Source organism: Pseudomonas sp. NBRC 111130 (assembly GCF_001320485.1).
GTDB classification, from domain to species: Bacteria; Pseudomonadota; Gammaproteobacteria; order Pseudomonadales; family Pseudomonadaceae; genus Aquipseudomonas; species Aquipseudomonas vlassakiae.
The window spans coordinates 91,480-108,256 of the sequence record NZ_BCBG01000012.1 but is presented as its reverse complement, the minus strand read 5'-3'; the positions used below and the strand labels follow the sequence as shown (position 1 = coordinate 108,256).

Here is a 16,777-nt window from a genome sequence, read left to right as displayed (position 1 = left end):
GCCCCATTACCAGAAATTCCAGGATTGACTGCCATGCCTGCCAATGCCGACCACCACAAGGTGGTCATCGTCGGTGCCGGTGCCGCCGGTATCGCCACTGCTTCCAGCCTGATCGCCCGTGACCCGTCACTGGACATCGCCCTGATCGACCCTGCCGACGTGCACTACTACCAGCCAGGCTGGACTATGGTCGGCGCTGGCGTCTTCAGTGCGCCGAGCACCGCCCGCACCATGGCCTCGGCCATCCCGCGCGGCGTGCGCTGGATCAAGGCGCGCGTCCAGGGCTTCGACCCATCTGCCCAGTTGGTCACCCTGGAGGGAGGCCGCGCCATCAGTTATGAACAGCTGGTGGTCTGCCCTGGCCTCAAGCTCGACTGGGAGGCAATCGACGGGCTCAGCGAAACCCTTGGCCGCAACGGTGTCACCTCCAACTACCGCTACGACCTGGCACCTTACACCTGGGAGCTGGTGCAAAAGCTCAAGCAAGGCCGTGCACTGTTCACCCAGCCGCCGATGCCGATCAAGTGCGCTGGCGCGCCGCAAAAGGCCCTCTACCTGTCGTGCGACCATTGGCTGCGCAGTGGACGGCTGGGCGACGTGAAAGCCAGTTTCTTCAATGCCGGTGCAGTGCTGTTCGGCGTTCCCGATTATGTGCCAGCGTTGATGGCCTACATCGACAAGTACGGCGTGGACCTCAATTACAGCCACCGGCTGGTGGCCGTGGATGGGCCCAATCAGCGTGCCACCTTCGTGCGTACACTGGCCGACGGTAGCACTGAAACCCGTGCCGAATCCTTCGACCTGTTGCATGTGGTACCGCCACAGGTTGCCCCGGATTTTATCCGCCAGAGCCCCTTGGCCGATCCAGCCGGATGGGTCGATGTCGATCCGCATACCTTGCGCCACCGCCTGTTCGCCAACATCCACGCACTGGGCGATGTGGCCAACACCAGCAATGCCAAGACTGCCGCAGCGGCGCGCAAGCAGGCGCCAGTGGTAGCCAACAACGTGCTGGTAGCGCTGGGCCGTCTCCCTGCCCTGGCGCAGTACGACGGCTATGGTTCCTGCCCGCTGACCGTCGAGCGCGGCAAGATCGTCCTGGCCGAATTCACCTATGGCGGCAAGGTCGCTCCGAGCTTTCCCCGCTGGCTGCTCGATGGGCGCCAGCCGACACGCCTGGCCTGGCTGCTCAAGGCACGCGTACTGCCGCCGCTGTATTGGCAGGGCATGCTCAAAGGCCGAGAATGGCTGGCGCGCCCACAACCGTTGGACACCGAGGCCGCACAGTGATCGAACATCAACTGCTGGGCGCTGGCCTGGGCGCGATCATCGGAGCGGTGCTGGCGCTGACCGGCGCCGGTGGTGGCATCCTGGCGGTGCCGCTGCTGGTGTTCGGGCTGGGCCTGTCGATGGTCGAAGCGGCACCTATCGGGCTGCTTGCCGTGGGGCTTGCGGCGGCGGTGGGTGCGGTACTCGGCTTGCGCGAAGGGCTGGTGCGTTATCGCGCCGCCCTCTTCATCGCCTTGATCGGTATCGCAGCGGCACCGTTCGGCCTGATGCTGGCCCACCGCTTGCCCAATGCACCCTTGGCGCTGGTGTTCGCTGCCGTGCTGATCCATGCCTGCCTGCGCATCTGGCGCAAGGCAGCCAAAGAGCTGCGCGGCGAAGGCAGTGAAGCCCATCGCTACATCGAGCCTTGCGTGCTGAACCCGTTGCAGGGGCGCTTGCGCTGGACGCTACCTTGCGCACGCGCCCTGGCATTTACCGGGGCCATGTCCGGCTTGCTGTCCGGCCTGTTGGGAGTAGGCGGCGGCTTTGTGATCATCCCCGCCTTGAACCGCTACACCAACCTGCGCATGAAGAGCATCGTCTCGACCTCCCTGGCCGTCATCGCGCTGGTTTCCACGGGGAGCGTGGTCAGCGCCAGCCTGGCCGGTGTGATGCATTGGCGGATTGGCGCACCTTTTGCCATTGGGGCGGTGATCGGCCTGTTGCTGGCTCGGCCACTGGCGGCCAGGATCGCCGGGCCTCGCCTGCAACAGATGTTCGCTGTCGCCGGTTGGCTGGCGGCCGTGCTGCTGGCTGGCAAGGCGCTATTGGGCTAGCAGCTCGTCCTGTTCCGCCGCGCACAGCGCCAGCAGGTAGTCCCACACCACCCGCAGGCGCACCGACTTGTGCAACTCGCGGCGGGTACAGATCCAGTAGCTGCGCTGGATGGTCTCGCTGGGCAGCACGCGAACCAGCGTCGGGTCATGGCGAGCCATGTAGTTGGGCAGCACAGCGATGCCCAGCCCTGCGCGTGCGGCGGTTTGCTGGGCGATGACACTGGTACTGCGGAAGGCCACGTTCGGTGCACGGCAGAAGCTGTTGAGAAACAGCAGTTCCTGGCTGAACAGCAAGTCGTCGACATAGCCGATCCAGCTATGCCGCGCCAGGTCCTCGCGGTTACGCAGAGGCGGTGCCCGGTCCAGGTAGCTCTGGCTGGCGTACAGCGCCAAGCGGTAGTCGGTGAGCTTGCGGGTGATCAGCAGGTCGGCGTTGGGGCGCTCCAGATGGATGCTGATCTCCGCTTCGCGGTTGAGGATGCTGACGAAGCGCGGTACCGCCACCAGTTCTACCTCCAGCCCCGGATAGCGGGCGAACAGCTCGCTCATGCGCGGGGTGAAGAACATGATGCCGATGCCTTCGGTGACCCCCAGGCGAATCTTGCCCAGCGGGGTGATGGCCTGGGTGATTTCTTCCTGCGCCAGCAGGGCGACGTTCTCCATGGCTTCGGCGTGCTTTAGCAGCGCCTGGCCCGACGGGGTCAGTTCATAGCCTTGGGCATGCTGCACGAACAGTGGCGTGCCCAGGCTCTTCTCGATGCTTTCGATATGCCGGGCCACCGTGCTGTGGGTGGTATTGAGGCGCTTGGCCGCGCTGAGCAGGCGGCCACTGCGCTGCAACTCGAGGAAAAACCGCAGATCGTTCCAGTCGAACATGCTGATCCTTGTGGATGTTCGTTCCGGCCCCTTCCCGGCTGAAGCCGCTCCCGCAGACAACGCTATCCCTGGGGGAGCGGCTTTAGCCGCGAAGAGGCCAGTACAGACTTACCGCTGTGCTAAAACGCACAGCGGCTGCGTGAAATCTCGTGTTTCCATGGCGAAATTACTCACTAAGATGGATCGGAACAAGAATAAAAATCAGGCGCGAGGTTGCACATGCCATCAGCCGATTCTGTCTTCGACTACGTGGTCGTAGGCGCTGGCCCCGCCGGCTGCCTGCTGGCCAATCGTTTGTCCGCTGATCCTTCCAGCCGCGTGCTGCTGCTCGAAGCCGGTGGTCGCGACAACTATCCCTGGATTCACATCCCCGTCGGTTACCTCTACTGCATCGGCAACCCGCGTACCGACTGGTGCTTCAAGACCGAAGCACAGCCCGGTTTGGGCGGCCGCGCGCTGGGCTATCCACGGGGCAAGGTGCTCGGCGGCTGTTCTTCGATCAACGGTATGATCTACATGCGCGGCCAGGCCGCTGATTACGACCTTTGGGCTGCACAAGGCAACGAAGGCTGGGCCTGGAACGACGTACTGCCGTTGTTCAAGGCCAGTGAGAACCACTTTGCCGGTGCCAGCGAGCACCATGGCGCCGAGGGTGAATGGCGAGTCGAGCGCCAACGCTACAACTGGCCGATCCTGGATGCCTTCCGTGATGCAGCCGAGCAGAGTGGCATCGGCAACGTCGATGACTTCAATACTGGCGACAACCAGGGTTGTGGGTACTTTCAGGTCAATCAGCGCAGCGGTGTGCGCTGGAACGCCGCCAAGGCTTTTCTGCGGCCGATCAAAGACCGCCCCAACCTCACCGTGCTGACCGGCGTGCAGGTTGACCAGGTGCTGTTGAACAACACCCGTGCCCGTGCGGTCAAGGCGCAGTGGCAGGGCACTTGGCATGAGTTTGCTGCGCGTCGCGAGATCATCCTCTGTGCTGGCGCGGTGGGCTCGCCCGGTATTCTCCAGCGGTCCGGCATTGGCCCGCGCAAGCTGCTCGAAAGCCTGGGCATCGGCGTACGCCACGACATGCCCGGCGTTGGCGGCAACCTGCAGGATCATCTGCAGCTGCGGCTGATCTACCAGATCCGCAATACGCGCACCCTCAACCAGATGGCCAACAGCCTGTGGGGCAAGCTGGGCATGGGCCTGCGCTATCTCTACGACCGCAGTGGTCCGCTGGCCATGGCGCCCAGCCAACTGGGTGCCTTCGTACGTTCGAGCCCAGAGCAGGCCACACCGAACCTGCAGTATCACGTGCAGCCGCTATCTCTGGAGCGTTTCGGCGAGCCTCTGCATCAGTTCCCGGCGTTCACCGCTTCGGTATGCAACCTGCGCCCGGCCAGCCGGGGGCGCATAGATATCCGCAGTGCAGACATGAACAGTGCGCCGCGGATCGACCCCAACTACTTGAGCGCCCCCCAGGACCTGCGCGTTGCCGTCGATGCCATTCGCCTGACTCGGCGTATCGTCCATGCCCCCGCCCTCGCCGTTTTCGATCCCCAGGAGTATCTGCCAGGCCCGACGCTGCAAACCGAGGAAGAACTGTTCGAGGCGGCCGGCAAGATCGGCACCACCATCTTCCACCCCGTCGGCACCTGCCGCATGGGCAACAGCGACCTGGACGTCGTGGATAACCAGCTGCGCGTGCACGGCATACCTGGCTTGCGCGTGGCCGACGCTTCGATCATGCCGCAAATCACTTCCGGCAATACCTGTTCCCCCACCCTGATGATCGCCGAGAAGGCGGCGCAACTGATCCTCAAAGGAGCGGCAACCCAGACTTACCTGAACGAAGACGCCATACCGACCCCCTGACCGGGAGCATGCAACACCGGCAGCTCGCGGTCACAAGCTGCCGACAGTGGAACAACAAGAATAATCACTGTGGCCTGCGGGCCGAGGACAGCAACGATGTCGGATTACATCCAAGAGCAGGGTGCGACGGCGAGCACCTCCAGCCGTCGTGAAGAACGCAAGATCATTTTCGCGTCATCCCTCGGGACAGTTTTCGAGTGGTATGACTTTTTTCTCTATGGGGCCTTGGCCGCCGTTATCAGCAAGCAGTTCTTTGCTGGGGTCAACGACACCACGGCCTTCATCTTTGCCCTCATGGCGTTTGCCGCTGGCTTCCTGGTGCGGCCGTTTGGTGCGTTGGTGTTCGGCCGCCTGGGTGACATGATCGGGCGCAAGTACACCTTCCTGGTGACCATCGTGCTGATGGGCCTGTCGACGTTCGCTGTTGGCCTGTTGCCCACCTACGCCAGCATTGGCATCGCGGCACCGATCATCCTGGTGATCCTGCGCATGCTCCAGGGGCTGGCGCTGGGCGGTGAATACGGTGGTGCCGCCACTTACGTGGCCGAGCACGCGCCACCCGGCAAGCGTGGCTTCCATACCGGTTTCATCCAGTCGACCGCGACCCTTGGCTTGCTGCTGTCATTGCTGGTGGTACTGGGCAGCCGTTACATCAGTGGTGACCAGTTCGAAACCTGGGGCTGGCGCCTGCCGTTCCTGCTGTCGATCATCCTGTTGGGGATATCCACCTGGATCCGCATGAGCATGCACGAGTCGCCGGCCTTCGTGAAAATGAAGGCCCAGGGCAAGGTCAGCAAGTCACCGATCCGCGAGTCGTTCACCTCCTGGCCCAACCTGAAAGTCGTGCTTACCGCGCTGTTCAGCATCAATGCCGGGCAAGCTGTGACCTTCTACACGGCGCAGTTCTATGTGCTGTTCTTCATGACCCAGATGCTCAAGATGGACCCTGCTCAGGCCAATACCCTGCTGATCATCAGCGTGGTGATCGGCGCACCGTTCTTCGTGTTCTTCGGTTGGCTTTCCGACCGCATCGGGCGCAAACCGATCCTGATGCTCGGCCTGCTGCTGGCCACCGTGCTGTACTTCCCGTTGTTCAAGGCCCTGAGCCACTACGCCAACCCACAGATCGACGCCGCCAGCCGCCAGGCCCCTATCGTGGTGACCGCTGACCCGCAAGGCTGCACCTTCCAGTTCGACCCGGTTGGCAAAGCACGTTTCGACAGCCCCTGCGACAAGGTCAAAACCTTCCTGGTCAAGCAGGGCCTGCCATACAGCTCGGTGAACGTGGCCGGCAGTGACGTGGTGGTGAACATTGGCGACAAGACCATCAACGGCTTCGACGAAACGGCCATGCGCACGGCGATCGCGCAGGCGGGCTACCCGGCCAAGGCCGAGCCGGGGCAAGTCAACCAGGTGATGGTGGTGGTGCTGATCGTGGCAATGATCCTGATCGCGACCATGACCTACGGTCCGCTGGCGGCGGTGATGGTCGAGCTGTTCCCGACCCGTATCCGCTACACCTCGATGTCGCTGCCCTACCACATCGGCAACGGCTGGTTCGGTGGCTTCCTGCCCACCGTGTCGTTCGCATTGGTGGTGTATACCGGGGATATCTTCTATGGATTGTGGTATCCGGTGCTGGTGACCGGCATCAGCTTGGTAGTGGGGATGTTCTGCTTGAAAGAAACCAAGGACGTGGATATCGACAAAGTCTGACGCTATCACCGAGCCATAAAAAAACCGGCTGTAAAAGCCGGTTTTCTTATGCCATGGAAAAACTTATGCACGTTTTTCAGAAAATTGTCATGCGCCGAAATAAATAGCTAATTCATATACTTAGCGTTGAATCCGGGCACTCGGTCAAAAAATTGCTCACAAGTTATCCACAGATCGTCAAGCCATCTGCTCTTGCGGTTTTTCATCCACTGGCGGCAGCGATCCCATGGCCCGCTGGGTAGCTTCGTTCCACGCGGCGGCACGGTCGTTGAGCTCGGCAATGGCCCGCGGCCCGGAGCCCTCGGCGTACATCGGCTTGCCGATCACTACCTCGATGGTGCCTGAGCGCTTGCCCCAGCCAGTCTTCGGCCAGAATTTGCCAGCGTTATGGGCAATCGGCAGCACTGGCAAGCCAGCATTCACCGCCAGCGCGGTGCCGCCTCGGGAGAATTTGCCCACGGTACCGAACGGTACACGGGTACCTTCCGGGAAGATCAGCACCCAGGTTTTCTGCTTGAGCAACTCGTCACCCTTGCTGGCCACCTGACGCAGTGCCTCCTTGGGGTTGTCGCGGTTGATCGCGATGGGCCGCAGCATGGCCATGGCCCAACCAAAGAAGGGTACATACAGCAGCTCGCGCTTGAGCACCTGGCTCAGCGGGGAAAAGTACTGGGAAAGGAAGAAGGTTTCCCAGGTGCTCTGGTGATTGGACAGGATCACGCAGGGCTCATCCGGTACGTTCTCGGCACCTGTGACCTTGTAGTCGATACCAAGGATGGTGCGCACCAGGAACAGTGCGCAACGGCACCAGTACACGTTGATGAACGTGTAGCGCTTGGGGAACGACAGGAACGGCGCGACGAAAAAGCTCAGCGAGCACCACAGCAGCGAACTGGTGCCCAGCAGCAGGTAAAAAAGAACGATTCTGATCGCCTGCAGGATCGACATAGTGGCAAGTACCGTTGCGGGGCGTGCCCGCCTAGGAAAAATGCGCCCCTGGGGGCGCACTGTTTAAATTAGTTCTCTGGCGATGGCTGCCAGATCGTCGAAAATCAGTGTAGTTTCCGGGACGCCTTTTTCCAGGGTCCGCTCGCCCTTGCCGGTTTTCACCAGCACGGGTTGTGCACCGACGGCCAGGGCGGCCTCCAGGTCACCTTTGCTGTCGCCGACGAACCAGACGCTTTCAAGGCCCGTCTGGTAATGCTCGGCGATCGCCCGCAGCATGCCTGGCTTGGGCTTGCGGCAATCGCAGCCTTCGTCAGGCCCGTGCGGGCAATACACGATATGGCCGACTTCGCCGCCCTGCTCGGCCACCAGCTCGCGCAAGCGCGCATGCATGGCCTCAAGGGTAGCCAGCGGGTAGTAGCCTCGGGCGATGCCGGACTGGTTGGTGGCCACAGCCACCGTCCAGCCCGCCTTGCTCAACTGCGCGATGGCCTCGACCGAGCCAGGGATCGGGATCCACTCTTCCAGCGTCTTGATGTAGGCGTCGGAGTCGTAGTTTATTACCCCGTCACGATCGAGAATCAGCAGTTTCAAGGCTTACCCCAGCAGCGAAATGTCGGCCACGCCCAGGAACAGGCCGCGCAGGCGGCTGAGCAGGGCATAACGGTTGGCACGTACCTTGGCGTCTTCGGCATTCACCATCACCGCCTCGAAGAAAGCGTCGACCGGGTCACGCAGGGCCGCCAGACGGGCCAGCGATTCGCTGTACTGGCGGGCAGCTGCCATTGGTTGCACGGCCTGGTCGGCCTGCTGGATGGCCGAGTACAGGGAGAACTCGTTGGCGTTGTCGAAGTATTTCGGCTCGACCTGGTCGGCGATCGCGCCTTCGGCCTTGCTCAGCAGGTTCGACACGCGCTTGTTCACCGCGGCCAAGGCTTCGGCTTCCGGCAGTTTGCGGAAGGCCTGCACAGCCTGCACGCGCTGGTCGAAGTCCAAGGCCGAAGCCGGCTTCAGGGCACGTACCGACAGGTAGGTGGCAACGTCGATGCCTTCGTCTTCATAGCGTGCACGCAGGCGATCGAAAATGAACTCCAGTACCTGGTCGGCCAGGCCAGCGGCCTTGACCTTGGCACCGAACTGCTTGACCGCGAACTCGACCGCAGCGGTCAGGTCCAGGTCCAGCTGCTTCTCGATCAGGATGCGCAGTACGCCCAGGGCCGCACGACGCAGGGCGTACGGGTCCTTGCTGCCGGTGGGGAGCATGCCGATGCCGAAGATGCCGACCAGGGTGTCGAGCTTGTCGGCGATGGCCACCGCAGCACCGGTGAGGGTCTGCGGCAGCTCGGCGCCAGCACCGCGCGGCATGTACTGTTCGTTCAGGGCCAGGGCAACGTCTTCCGGCTCACCGTCGTTGAGCGCGTAGTAGTAGCCGGCAACCCCCTGCATTTCAGGGAATTCGCCGACCATCTCGGTGGCCAGGTCGCACTTCGACAGCAAGCCGGCACGGCCAGCGCGCTGGGCGTTGCCGCCGATCAGCGGGGCGATGAAGGCTGCCAGCCTGGAAACGCGTTCGGCCTTGTCGTAGACCGTGCCCAGTTGTGCCTGGAACACCACGTTCTTGAGGCGCTCGTTGAAGGTTTCCAGCGGCTGCTTCTTGTCTTGCTTGAAGAAGAACTCGGCGTCGGTCAGGCGCGGGCGCACGACCTTCTCGTTACCCTGCACGATCTGCCTGGGGTCACGGCTCTCGACGTTGGCCACGGTGATGAAGCGCGGCAGCAGCTTGCCTTCGCTGTCCAGCAGGCAGAAATACTTCTGGTTGTCCTGCATGGTGGTGATCAGGGCTTCTTGCGGCACTTCGAGGAAACGCTCCTCGAACGAGCACACCAGCGGTACCGGCCACTCGACCAGGGCAGTCACTTCGTCCAGCAGCGCTGGCGGCACGATGGCGCTGCCTTCCTGTTGCATGGCAAGCTCGGCGGTGCGCTTGCTGATCAGCTCGCGGCGCTCGGCGAAGTCGGCCAGCACATAAGCTTTGCGCAGGTCTTCGACGTAGTTGGCCGGCGTGGTGATGACCACGTTCTGTGGGTGGTGGAAGCGGTGGCCACGGGATTCACGGCCGGCCTTCTGCGACAGGATGGTGCAGTCGACCACCTGGTCGCCGAGCAGCATCACCAGCCACTGGGTCGGGCGCACGAACTCTTCACGGCTGGCGGCCCAGCGCATGCGCTTGGGGATCGGCAGGTCGTTGAGCGAATCCTCGACGATGGTCGGCAGCAGGCTGGCGGTGGCCTTGCCTGGGATGTGCTGGGAGAAGCGCAGCTTGGCGCCGCTCTGGTCGATTTCGGCCAGCTCTACGCCGCACTTCTTGGCAAAGCCCAAGGCAGCCTGGGTCGGCTCGCCGTCTTTGAAGGCCGCCTGCATGGGCGGGCCGTCGATGTTGATGCTGCGGTCAGGCTGCTGCACGTCGAGCTGGCGGATCAGCACGGCCAGACGGCGTGGTGCGGCGTACACCTGCTTGCCGGTGTAGTTCAGGCCAGCGGCCTGCAGACCTTTTTCGATGCCGGCCAGGAAGGCGTCGCCGAGGCTGGCCAGGGCTTTCGGTGGCAGCTCTTCGGTGCCCAGTTCTACCAGGAAATCTTGAGCACTCATTGTGCAGCCTCCAGCTTCGCCAACACTTCGTCACGCAGTTCAGGGGTGGCCATCGGGAAGCCCAGGCGTGCGCGAGCTTGCAGATAGCTTTGCGCCACGTCCCGGGCCAGGGTACGTACACGCAGGATGTAACGCTGGCGCTCGGTTACCGAGATGGCGCGGCGGGCGTCCAGCAGGTTGAAGGTGTGCGAGGCCTTCAGGACCATTTCATAGGTCGGCAGCGGCAGCTCCAGCTTGATCAGGCGGTTGGCTTCGCTTTCATAGAAGTCGAACAGCTCGAACAGCTTGTCGACGTTGGCATGTTCGAAGTTGTAGGTCGACTGCTCCACCTCGTTCTGGTGGAACACGTCGCCGTAGGTGACCTTGCCGAACGGGCCGTCGGCCCACACCAGGTCGTAGACCGAGTCGACGCCCTGGATGTACATGGCCAGGCGCTCGAGGCCGTAGGTGATTTCACCGGTGACCGGGTAGCACTCGATGCCACCTACCTGCTGGAAGTAGGTGAACTGGGTGACTTCCATGCCGTTCAGCCAGATTTCCCAGCCCAGGCCCCAGGCGCCCAGGGTCGGCGACTCCCAGTTGTCTTCGACGAAGCGAATGTCGTGGACCAGCGGGTCCAGGCCAATGGCCTTCAGCGAGCCGAGGTACAGCTCCTGGAAGTTGGCCGGGTTCGGCTTGAGGACCACCTGGAACTGGTAGTAGTGCTGCAGGCGGTTGGGGTTTTCGCCATACCGCCCGTCGGCAGGGCGACGGCTAGGCTGCACATAGGCCGCGTTCCAGGTTTCTGGACCCACGGCGCGCAGGAATGTAGCGGTGTGGAATGTGCCGGCGCCTACTTCCATATCGTAGGGCTGAAGCACCACACAACCTTGAGCCGCCCAGTAGTTTTGCAGGGCGAGGATCAGGTCTTGGAAGGTACGCACGGCTGGCGTAGGCTGGCTCACGAAATTCACCTGTATCTGGGGATGCGGATGTAAAGAGCGGGAGTATAACCTGATTCGCCTCGCCCTCTACTCATTGGAGCCTTATGCCACGCTGCTTTTGGTGTACCGACGATCCGTTGTACCAGGCCTACCACGACCAGGAGTGGGGAACGCCACAGCGTGACCCGGCGCTGCTGTTCGAGATGCTTTTGCTCGAAGGGTTCCAGGCGGGGCTTTCGTGGATCACCGTTTTGCGTAAACGCGAGCGTTATCGCGAGGTGATGCATGGCTTCGATCCGGTGAAGCTGGCGGCTATGAGCGACGAACGCATCGAAGCACTGATGCTGGACGCCGGTATCATCCGTAACCGTCTCAAGCTCAAGGCTGCGCGGCGTAACGCGCAGGCCTGGCTGGCTGTGGATAACCCTGCCGAGTGGTTGTGGTCGTTCGTTGGCGGCAAGCCGAAGATCAACCACTTCCAGGGCCGTGGCGACGTGCCAGCGGTCACCGACGAAGCCAAGGCCATGAGCAAGGCCCTGCAGAAAGCGGGCTTCACCTTCGTCGGCCCGACCATCTGCTACGCCTTCATGCAGGCCACCGGCATGGTCATGGACCACACTACCGATTGCGATCGCTACGCCGCCTTGTCGCGCTGAAGGGTTACAATGCGCGCCTTGCTGAAATAAGGAATTGCCTGTGGAAAAGTTCAAGGGCGCCCTGATGGTCGGGGTGCTGCGTCTGTTTGCCAAGCTGCCCTGGGGCGCTGTGCAGCGCGTTGGCGCCGGTATCGGCTGGCTGATGTGGAAAATCCCCAACGGCTCGCGCAATGTAGTGCGCATCAACCTGGCCAAGTGCTTCCCGGAGATGGATCCGGTCGAGCGCGAGCAGTTGGTCGGCCGTGCGCTGAAGGATATCGGTAAATCCTTTGTCGAAAGTGCCTGCGCCTGGATCTGGCCGCCGCAGCGTTCGCTTGAGCTGGTCAAGGAAGTGCACGGGCTGGAAGTGCTGGAGCAGGCCCTGGCCTCGGGCAAGGGCGTGGTCGGCATCACCAGCCACCTCGGCAACTGGGAAGTGCTCAACCACTTCTACTGCAACCAGTGCAAACCGATCATCTTCTACCGGCCACCGAAGCTCAAGGCGGTGGATGATCTGCTGCGCGAGCAGCGTGTGCAGATGGGCAACCGTGTGGCGCCTTCAACCAAGGAAGGCATCCTCAGCGTGATCAAGGAGGTGCGTCGCGGTGGGCAAGTGGGTATTCCTGCCGACCCGGAGCCGGCCGAGTCGGCTGGTGTTTTCGTGCCGTTCCTGGGGACCCAGGCGTTGACCAGCAAGTTCGTGCCGAACATGCTGGCCGGTGGCAAGGCGGTTGGGGTATTCCTGCATGCGCTGCGGCTGCCGGACGGATCGGGCTTCAAGGTGTTCCTGGAAGCGGCCCCGGAAGAGATGTACAGCACCGACGTGAACGTGTCGGCGGCGGCCATGAGCAAGGTGGTCGAGCGTTATGTGCGCGAGTACCCGAGCCAGTACATGTGGAGCATGAAGCGCTTCAAGAAGCGCCCGGCCGGCGAGCCGCGCTGGTATTGAGACCCTGGGGGCACTTTGTGCCCCTTTCGCGACACAAGGCCGCTCCCACATTGACCGGTGTACGCAGGACCTTTGTGGGAGCGGCCTTGCGTCGCGAAAGGGCTGCAAAGCAGCCCCGGCAATGTCAGACCTTGTTCAATTTCTTCAGGAATACGGTCATCTCTTTCTCGGCCTGTTTGTCACCATGGGCCTGAGCCGCCACGATCCCGTCTTCCCAGGCCTTGCGCGCCGCTGCCAGGTCACCGACCAGCTGATACGCCTTCCCCAACAGCTTCCACGCCGCCGAATACTTCGGATCCTGCTCCACACACCGTGCCAGGTGCAGCGCCGCCTCCGCGCCATGGCCCTCATCCAGCCAGGCCTTGCCCAGGCCAAACCTCAGCAGCGGGTTATCCACACCCTTGGCCAGCATCTTCTCCAGCGATTCACGCATGCCGTCTTCTCCTAGAAGAAACTCAAGCCGACGTGGAACAGCTTCTCTACATCCCGAATGTGCTTTTTATCCACAACGAACAGGATCACATGGTCACCTGACTCGATCACCGTGTCGTCATGGGCGATCAGCACTTCCTCGTCGCGGATGATGGCACCGATGGTAGTACCCGGGGGCAAGGTGATGTTTTCCACAGCCTTGCCGACCACCTTGCTCGACTTAGAATCGCCGTGCGCCACCGCCTCGATGGCCTCGGCCGCACCGCGGCGCAGCGAGTGCACGCTGACGATATCGCCGCGTCGCACGTGCGCCAGCAAGGTGCCGATGGTGGCCAGCTGCGGGCTGATGGCGATGTCGATTTCGCCACCCTGCACCAGGTCGACATAGGCCGGGTTGTTGATGATGGTCATGACCTTGCCCGCGCCAAGGCGCTTGGCCAGCAGCGACGACATGATGTTGGCCTCGTCGTCGTTGGTCAGGGCCAGGAAGATATCGGCGTCGGCGATGTTCTCTTCGAGCATCAGGTCCTTGTCCGAGGCGCTGCCTTGCAGCACCACGGTGCTTTCCAGGGTATCGGAGAGGTGCCGGCAGCGTGCCGCGCTCATCTCGATGATCTTCACCTGGTAGCGGCTCTCGATGGCTTCGGCCAGGCGCTCGCCGATCTGCCCGCCGCCAGCGATGACAATGCGTTTGTTGGTCTCGTCGATGCGGCGCAGCTCGCCCATCACGGCGCGGATGTCCTTCTTCGCGGCGATGAAGAACACTTCGTCATCGGCTTCGATCACCGTGTCGCCCCTTGGGGTAATCGGCCGGTCGCGACGGAAGATCGCCGCCACGCGGGTATCGACGTTGGGCATGTGCGCGCGGATCTGGCGCAGCTGCTGGCCCACCAGCGGGCCGCCGTAATAGGCCTTCACCGCCACCAGCTGGGCCTTGCCTTCGGCGAAGTCGATCACCTGCAGCGAGCCTGGGTGTTCGATCAGGCGCTTGATGTAGTTGGTCACTACCTGCTCGGGGCTGATCAGCACATCGACCGGGATATGGTCGTTGTCGAACAGTTCTTCGCGGGTCAGGTAGGCCGACTCGCGCACCCGGGCGATCTTGGTCGGGGTGTGGAACAGCGTGTAGGCCACCTGGCAGGCGACCATGTTGGTTTCGTCGCTGTTGGTCACTGCCACCAGCATGTCGGCGTCGTCGGCACCGGCCTGGCGCAGCACCGTCGGCAGCGAACCGCGGCCCTGCACGGTACGGATGTCCAGACGGTCGCCGAGGTCACGCAAGCGGTCGCCATCGGTGTCGACCACGGTGATGTCGTTGGCTTCGCTGGCCAGGTGTTCCGCCAGCGTGCCGCCTACCTGCCCTGCGCCGAGGATGATGATCTTCATCCGCTACTCCCTAACCTTTGTACTTACCCGCGCGAGGCGGCGATCTTGATCAGCTTGGCATAGTAGAACCCGTCGTGACCGCCTTCCTGGGCCAGCAGCTGGCGGCCGTGGGGCTGGCGCAGGCCGGCTTCGGTGGCCAGGTCCAGCTCACGGGCTCCCGGGGTGCGGGCGAGGAAGGCATCGATCACTTCGGTGTTCTCGGTCGGCAGGCTGGAGCAGGTGGCGTACAGCAGCATGCCGCCCACTTCCAGGGTCGGCCACAGGGCATCGAGCAGCTCGCCTTGCAGTGTGGCCAGGGCCGGAATGTCCTCGGCCTGGCGGGTCAGCTTGATGTCTGGGTGGCGGCGGATCACACCAGTGGCTGAGCACGGTGCGTCGAGCAGGATGCGCTGGAACGGTTTGCCGTCCCACCAGCTGGCGGTGTCGCGGGCGTCGCAGGCGATCAGCTCGGCGTCCAGCTGCAAGCGGTCGAGGTTCTCGCGCACACGGGTCAGGCGCTTGGCTTCGAGGTCGATGGCCGTCATGTGAGCCAGGCCGGGTTCGGCTTCGAGCAGGTGGCAGGTTTTGCCGCCTGGAGCGCAGCAGGCGTCGAGCACGCGCTGGCCGGGGGCCAGTTCGAGCAGGTCGGCGGACAGCTGCGCGGCTTCGTCCTGCACGCTGACCCAGCCTTCGGCGAAGCCTGGCAGGCCGCGCACGTCGCAGGCTTCGGCCAGCACGATGCCGTCACGGCTGTACTGGCAGGCGCTGGCGCTGACGCCAGCTTCGGCCAGCAGTGCCAGGTAGGCGTCACGGCTGTGGTGGCGGCGATTGACCCGCAGGATCATCGGCGGGTGGGCATTGTTGGCGGCGCAGATGGCCTCCCACTGCTCCGGCCAGAAGGCCTTCAGCGACTTCTGCAACCAGCGCGGGTGCGCGGTGCGCACCACCGGATCGCGCTCCATGCCGGCGAGCAATTCTTCGCCTTCGCGCTGGGCGCGGCGCAGCACGGCATTGAGCAGGCCTTTGGCCCAAGGCTTCTTCAGCTTGTCGGCACAGCCGACGGTCTCGCCGATGGCGGCGTGGGCCGGAATGCGGGTGTAGAACAGTTGATACAGGCCGACCAGCAGCAGCGCCTGCACATCGGCATCGGCGGCCTTGAACGGCTTCTGCAGCAGTTGTGCCGCCAACAGATCGAGGCGAGGCTGCCAGCGGGCGGTACCGAACGCGAGGTCCTGGGTCAGGCCCCGGTCGCGTTCATCGACCTTGTCCAGCTGCGCTGGCAGCGAGCTGTTCAGCGAGGCCTTGCCGCTGAGTACAGCGGCAAGGGCACGGGCGGCGGCGAGGCGTGGATTCATTGGCCCAGCACCTTGCCGGCGGCGAACTTCTCGCGGCGGCTGTTGAACAGGTCGCTGAAGCTCAGCGCTTTGCCACCGGGCAGCTGCAGGCGCGTCAGGCTCAGTGCCTGGTCACCGCAGGCGACGACGAGGCCGTCCTTGCTGGCGGAGAGGATCTCGCCCGGGGCACCCTTGCCTGTGGACAAGTTGGCAGCCAGCACCTTCACGCTTTCGCCATCCAGGGTGCTATGGCACACCGGCCACGGGTTAAAGGCGCGGATCAGGCGCTCCAGCTCGACGGCCGGGCGGCTCCAGTCGATGCGCGCTTCGTCCTTGTTCAGCTTGTGGGCATAGGTGGCCAGGGCGTCGTCCTGCACTTCCCCGTGCAGCGAACCGTCGACCAGGCCGGCAATGGCCTGGACCACAGCGGGAGGCCCCATTTCGGCGAGGCGGTCGTGCAGGCTGCCGCCGGTGTCGTCGGCGCTGATCGGGGTGACCACCTTGAGCAGCATCGGGCCAGTGTCCAGGCCGGCTTCCATGCGCATCACCGTCACGCCGCTCTCGGCGTCGCCGGCTTCTACGGCGCGCTGGATCGGCGCAGCTCCGCGCCAGCGTGGCAGCAGCGAGGCGTGGCTGTTGATACAGCCCAGGCGCGGGATGTCGAGGACCACTTGCGGCAGGATCAGGCCATAGGCGACCACCACCATCAGGTCTGGCTTGAGCGCGGCCAGTGCTTCCTGTGCTTCGGCATTGCGCAGCGTCGGCGGCTGGAACACAGGGATGTCGTGGGCGACGGCCAATTGCTTGACCGGGCTCGGCATGAGCTTCTGGCCCCGGCCGGCAGGGCGGTCGGGCTGGGTATAGACGGCCACGATCTCGTACGGGCTGTCGAGCAGGGCCTTGAGGTGTTCGGCGGCAAACTCTGGAGTGCCTGCAAAGACGATGCGCATGGAGTTCTCGCTTGCAAAAGAAAAAGGCTTGC

General features: G+C 63.3%; 15 protein-coding genes. 6 read left to right on the top strand and 9 right to left on the bottom strand.

Translation table 11 applies throughout. From position 1 onward, the window contains the following. Positions 1 to 33: 33 nt before the first annotated feature. Together APH33_RS06815 and APH33_RS06810 are read left to right on the top strand one after the other, a co-directional pair. The gene (locus APH33_RS06815; protein WP_249342222.1) at positions 34 to 1,290 is read left to right on the top strand and encodes an FAD/NAD(P)-binding oxidoreductase; all 1,257 of its coding nucleotides are present in this window, start codon (positions 34 to 36) and stop codon (positions 1,288 to 1,290) included. Beyond that, positions 1,287 to 2,105 (top strand): sulfite exporter TauE/SafE family protein, encoded by an 819-nt coding sequence (locus tag APH33_RS06810; RefSeq protein ID WP_054884428.1) that lies wholly within the window; start codon positions 1,287 to 1,289, stop codon positions 2,103 to 2,105. The genes APH33_RS06815 and APH33_RS06810 overlap by 4 nt, the downstream gene beginning before the upstream one ends. On the opposite strand, the gene APH33_RS06805 is transcribed toward APH33_RS06810, so the two are convergent. Then, positions 2,094 to 2,981 carry a LysR family transcriptional regulator gene (locus APH33_RS06805; RefSeq protein WP_054884427.1) on the bottom strand — a complete coding sequence of 296 codons (888 nt, stop codon included), beginning with the start codon at positions 2,979 to 2,981 and terminating at the stop codon, positions 2,094 to 2,096. The genes APH33_RS06810 and APH33_RS06805 overlap by 12 nt on opposite strands. Positions 2,982 to 3,200: 219 nt before the next feature. Here APH33_RS06805 and APH33_RS06800 point away from each other — a divergent pair, with 219 nt between their 5' ends. Further along, positions 3,201 to 4,847 (top strand): GMC family oxidoreductase, encoded by a 1,647-nt coding sequence (locus APH33_RS06800; protein ID WP_054884426.1) that lies wholly within the window; start codon positions 3,201 to 3,203, stop codon positions 4,845 to 4,847. A gap of 96 nt (positions 4,848 to 4,943) precedes the next feature. Further along, a complete protein-coding gene (locus APH33_RS06795) occupies positions 4,944 to 6,563 on the top strand; it encodes an MFS transporter (RefSeq protein WP_054884425.1) in 1,620 nt (539 codons plus the stop codon). Between the two features lie 177 nt (positions 6,564 to 6,740). On the opposite strand, the gene APH33_RS06790 is transcribed toward APH33_RS06795, so the two are convergent. The 4 genes from APH33_RS06790 to glyQ form a co-directional block, all read right to left on the bottom strand. Next, positions 6,741 to 7,511 carry a 1-acyl-sn-glycerol-3-phosphate acyltransferase gene (locus APH33_RS06790; RefSeq protein ID WP_054884424.1) on the bottom strand — a complete coding sequence of 257 codons (771 nt, stop codon included), beginning with the start codon at positions 7,509 to 7,511 and terminating at the stop codon, positions 6,741 to 6,743. A gap of 63 nt (positions 7,512 to 7,574) precedes the next feature. Further along, positions 7,575 to 8,102 (bottom strand): D-glycero-beta-D-manno-heptose 1,7-bisphosphate 7-phosphatase, encoded by a 528-nt coding sequence (gmhB, locus tag APH33_RS06785; protein ID WP_054884423.1) that lies wholly within the window; start codon positions 8,100 to 8,102, stop codon positions 7,575 to 7,577. A gap of 3 nt (positions 8,103 to 8,105) precedes the next feature. Beyond that, positions 8,106 to 10,157 carry a glycine--tRNA ligase subunit beta gene (gene glyS / locus APH33_RS06780; protein WP_054884422.1) on the bottom strand — a complete coding sequence of 684 codons (2,052 nt, stop codon included), beginning with the start codon at positions 10,155 to 10,157 and terminating at the stop codon, positions 8,106 to 8,108. Then, positions 10,154 to 11,101, bottom strand: coding sequence for a glycine--tRNA ligase subunit alpha (gene glyQ / locus APH33_RS06775; protein ID WP_003253126.1), 948 nt, complete (start codon positions 11,099 to 11,101; stop codon positions 10,154 to 10,156). Before glyQ ends, glyS begins: the two co-directional genes overlap by 4 nt. A gap of 83 nt (positions 11,102 to 11,184) precedes the next feature. On the opposite strand from glyQ, the gene APH33_RS06770 reads away from it, so the two are divergent. Together APH33_RS06770 and APH33_RS06765 are read left to right on the top strand one after the other, a co-directional pair. After that, positions 11,185 to 11,736, top strand: a complete 552-nt coding sequence (locus tag APH33_RS06770; protein WP_054884421.1) for a DNA-3-methyladenine glycosylase I — start codon at positions 11,185 to 11,187, stop codon at positions 11,734 to 11,736. Positions 11,737 to 11,776: 40 nt separating this feature from the next. Further along, the gene (locus APH33_RS06765; protein WP_054884420.1) at positions 11,777 to 12,664 is read left to right on the top strand and encodes a lysophospholipid acyltransferase; all 888 of its coding nucleotides are present in this window, start codon (positions 11,777 to 11,779) and stop codon (positions 12,662 to 12,664) included. Between the two features lie 124 nt (positions 12,665 to 12,788). On the opposite strand, the gene APH33_RS06760 is transcribed toward APH33_RS06765, so the two are convergent. From APH33_RS06760 to fmt, 4 genes are read right to left on the bottom strand one after another with little or no spacing between them, the layout of a single operon-like run. Further along, on the bottom strand, positions 12,789 to 13,097 hold the full coding sequence (locus APH33_RS06760) for a tetratricopeptide repeat protein (RefSeq protein ID WP_054884419.1): 309 nt from the start codon (positions 13,095 to 13,097) through the stop codon (positions 12,789 to 12,791). Positions 13,098 to 13,108: 11 nt separating this feature from the next. After that, complete coding sequence (gene trkA, locus APH33_RS06755) at positions 13,109 to 14,482, bottom strand: Trk system potassium transporter TrkA (RefSeq protein WP_054884418.1); 1,374 nt, start codon at positions 14,480 to 14,482, stop codon at positions 13,109 to 13,111. A gap of 23 nt (positions 14,483 to 14,505) precedes the next feature. Beyond that, the gene (gene rsmB / locus APH33_RS06750) at positions 14,506 to 15,816 is read right to left on the bottom strand and encodes a 16S rRNA (cytosine(967)-C(5))-methyltransferase RsmB (protein ID WP_054884417.1); all 1,311 of its coding nucleotides are present in this window, start codon (positions 15,814 to 15,816) and stop codon (positions 14,506 to 14,508) included. Then, the gene (fmt, locus tag APH33_RS06745; protein WP_054884416.1) at positions 15,813 to 16,745 is read right to left on the bottom strand and encodes a methionyl-tRNA formyltransferase; all 933 of its coding nucleotides are present in this window, start codon (positions 16,743 to 16,745) and stop codon (positions 15,813 to 15,815) included. The genes rsmB and fmt overlap by 4 nt, the downstream gene beginning before the upstream one ends. Positions 16,746 to 16,777: the final 32 nt, after the last annotated feature.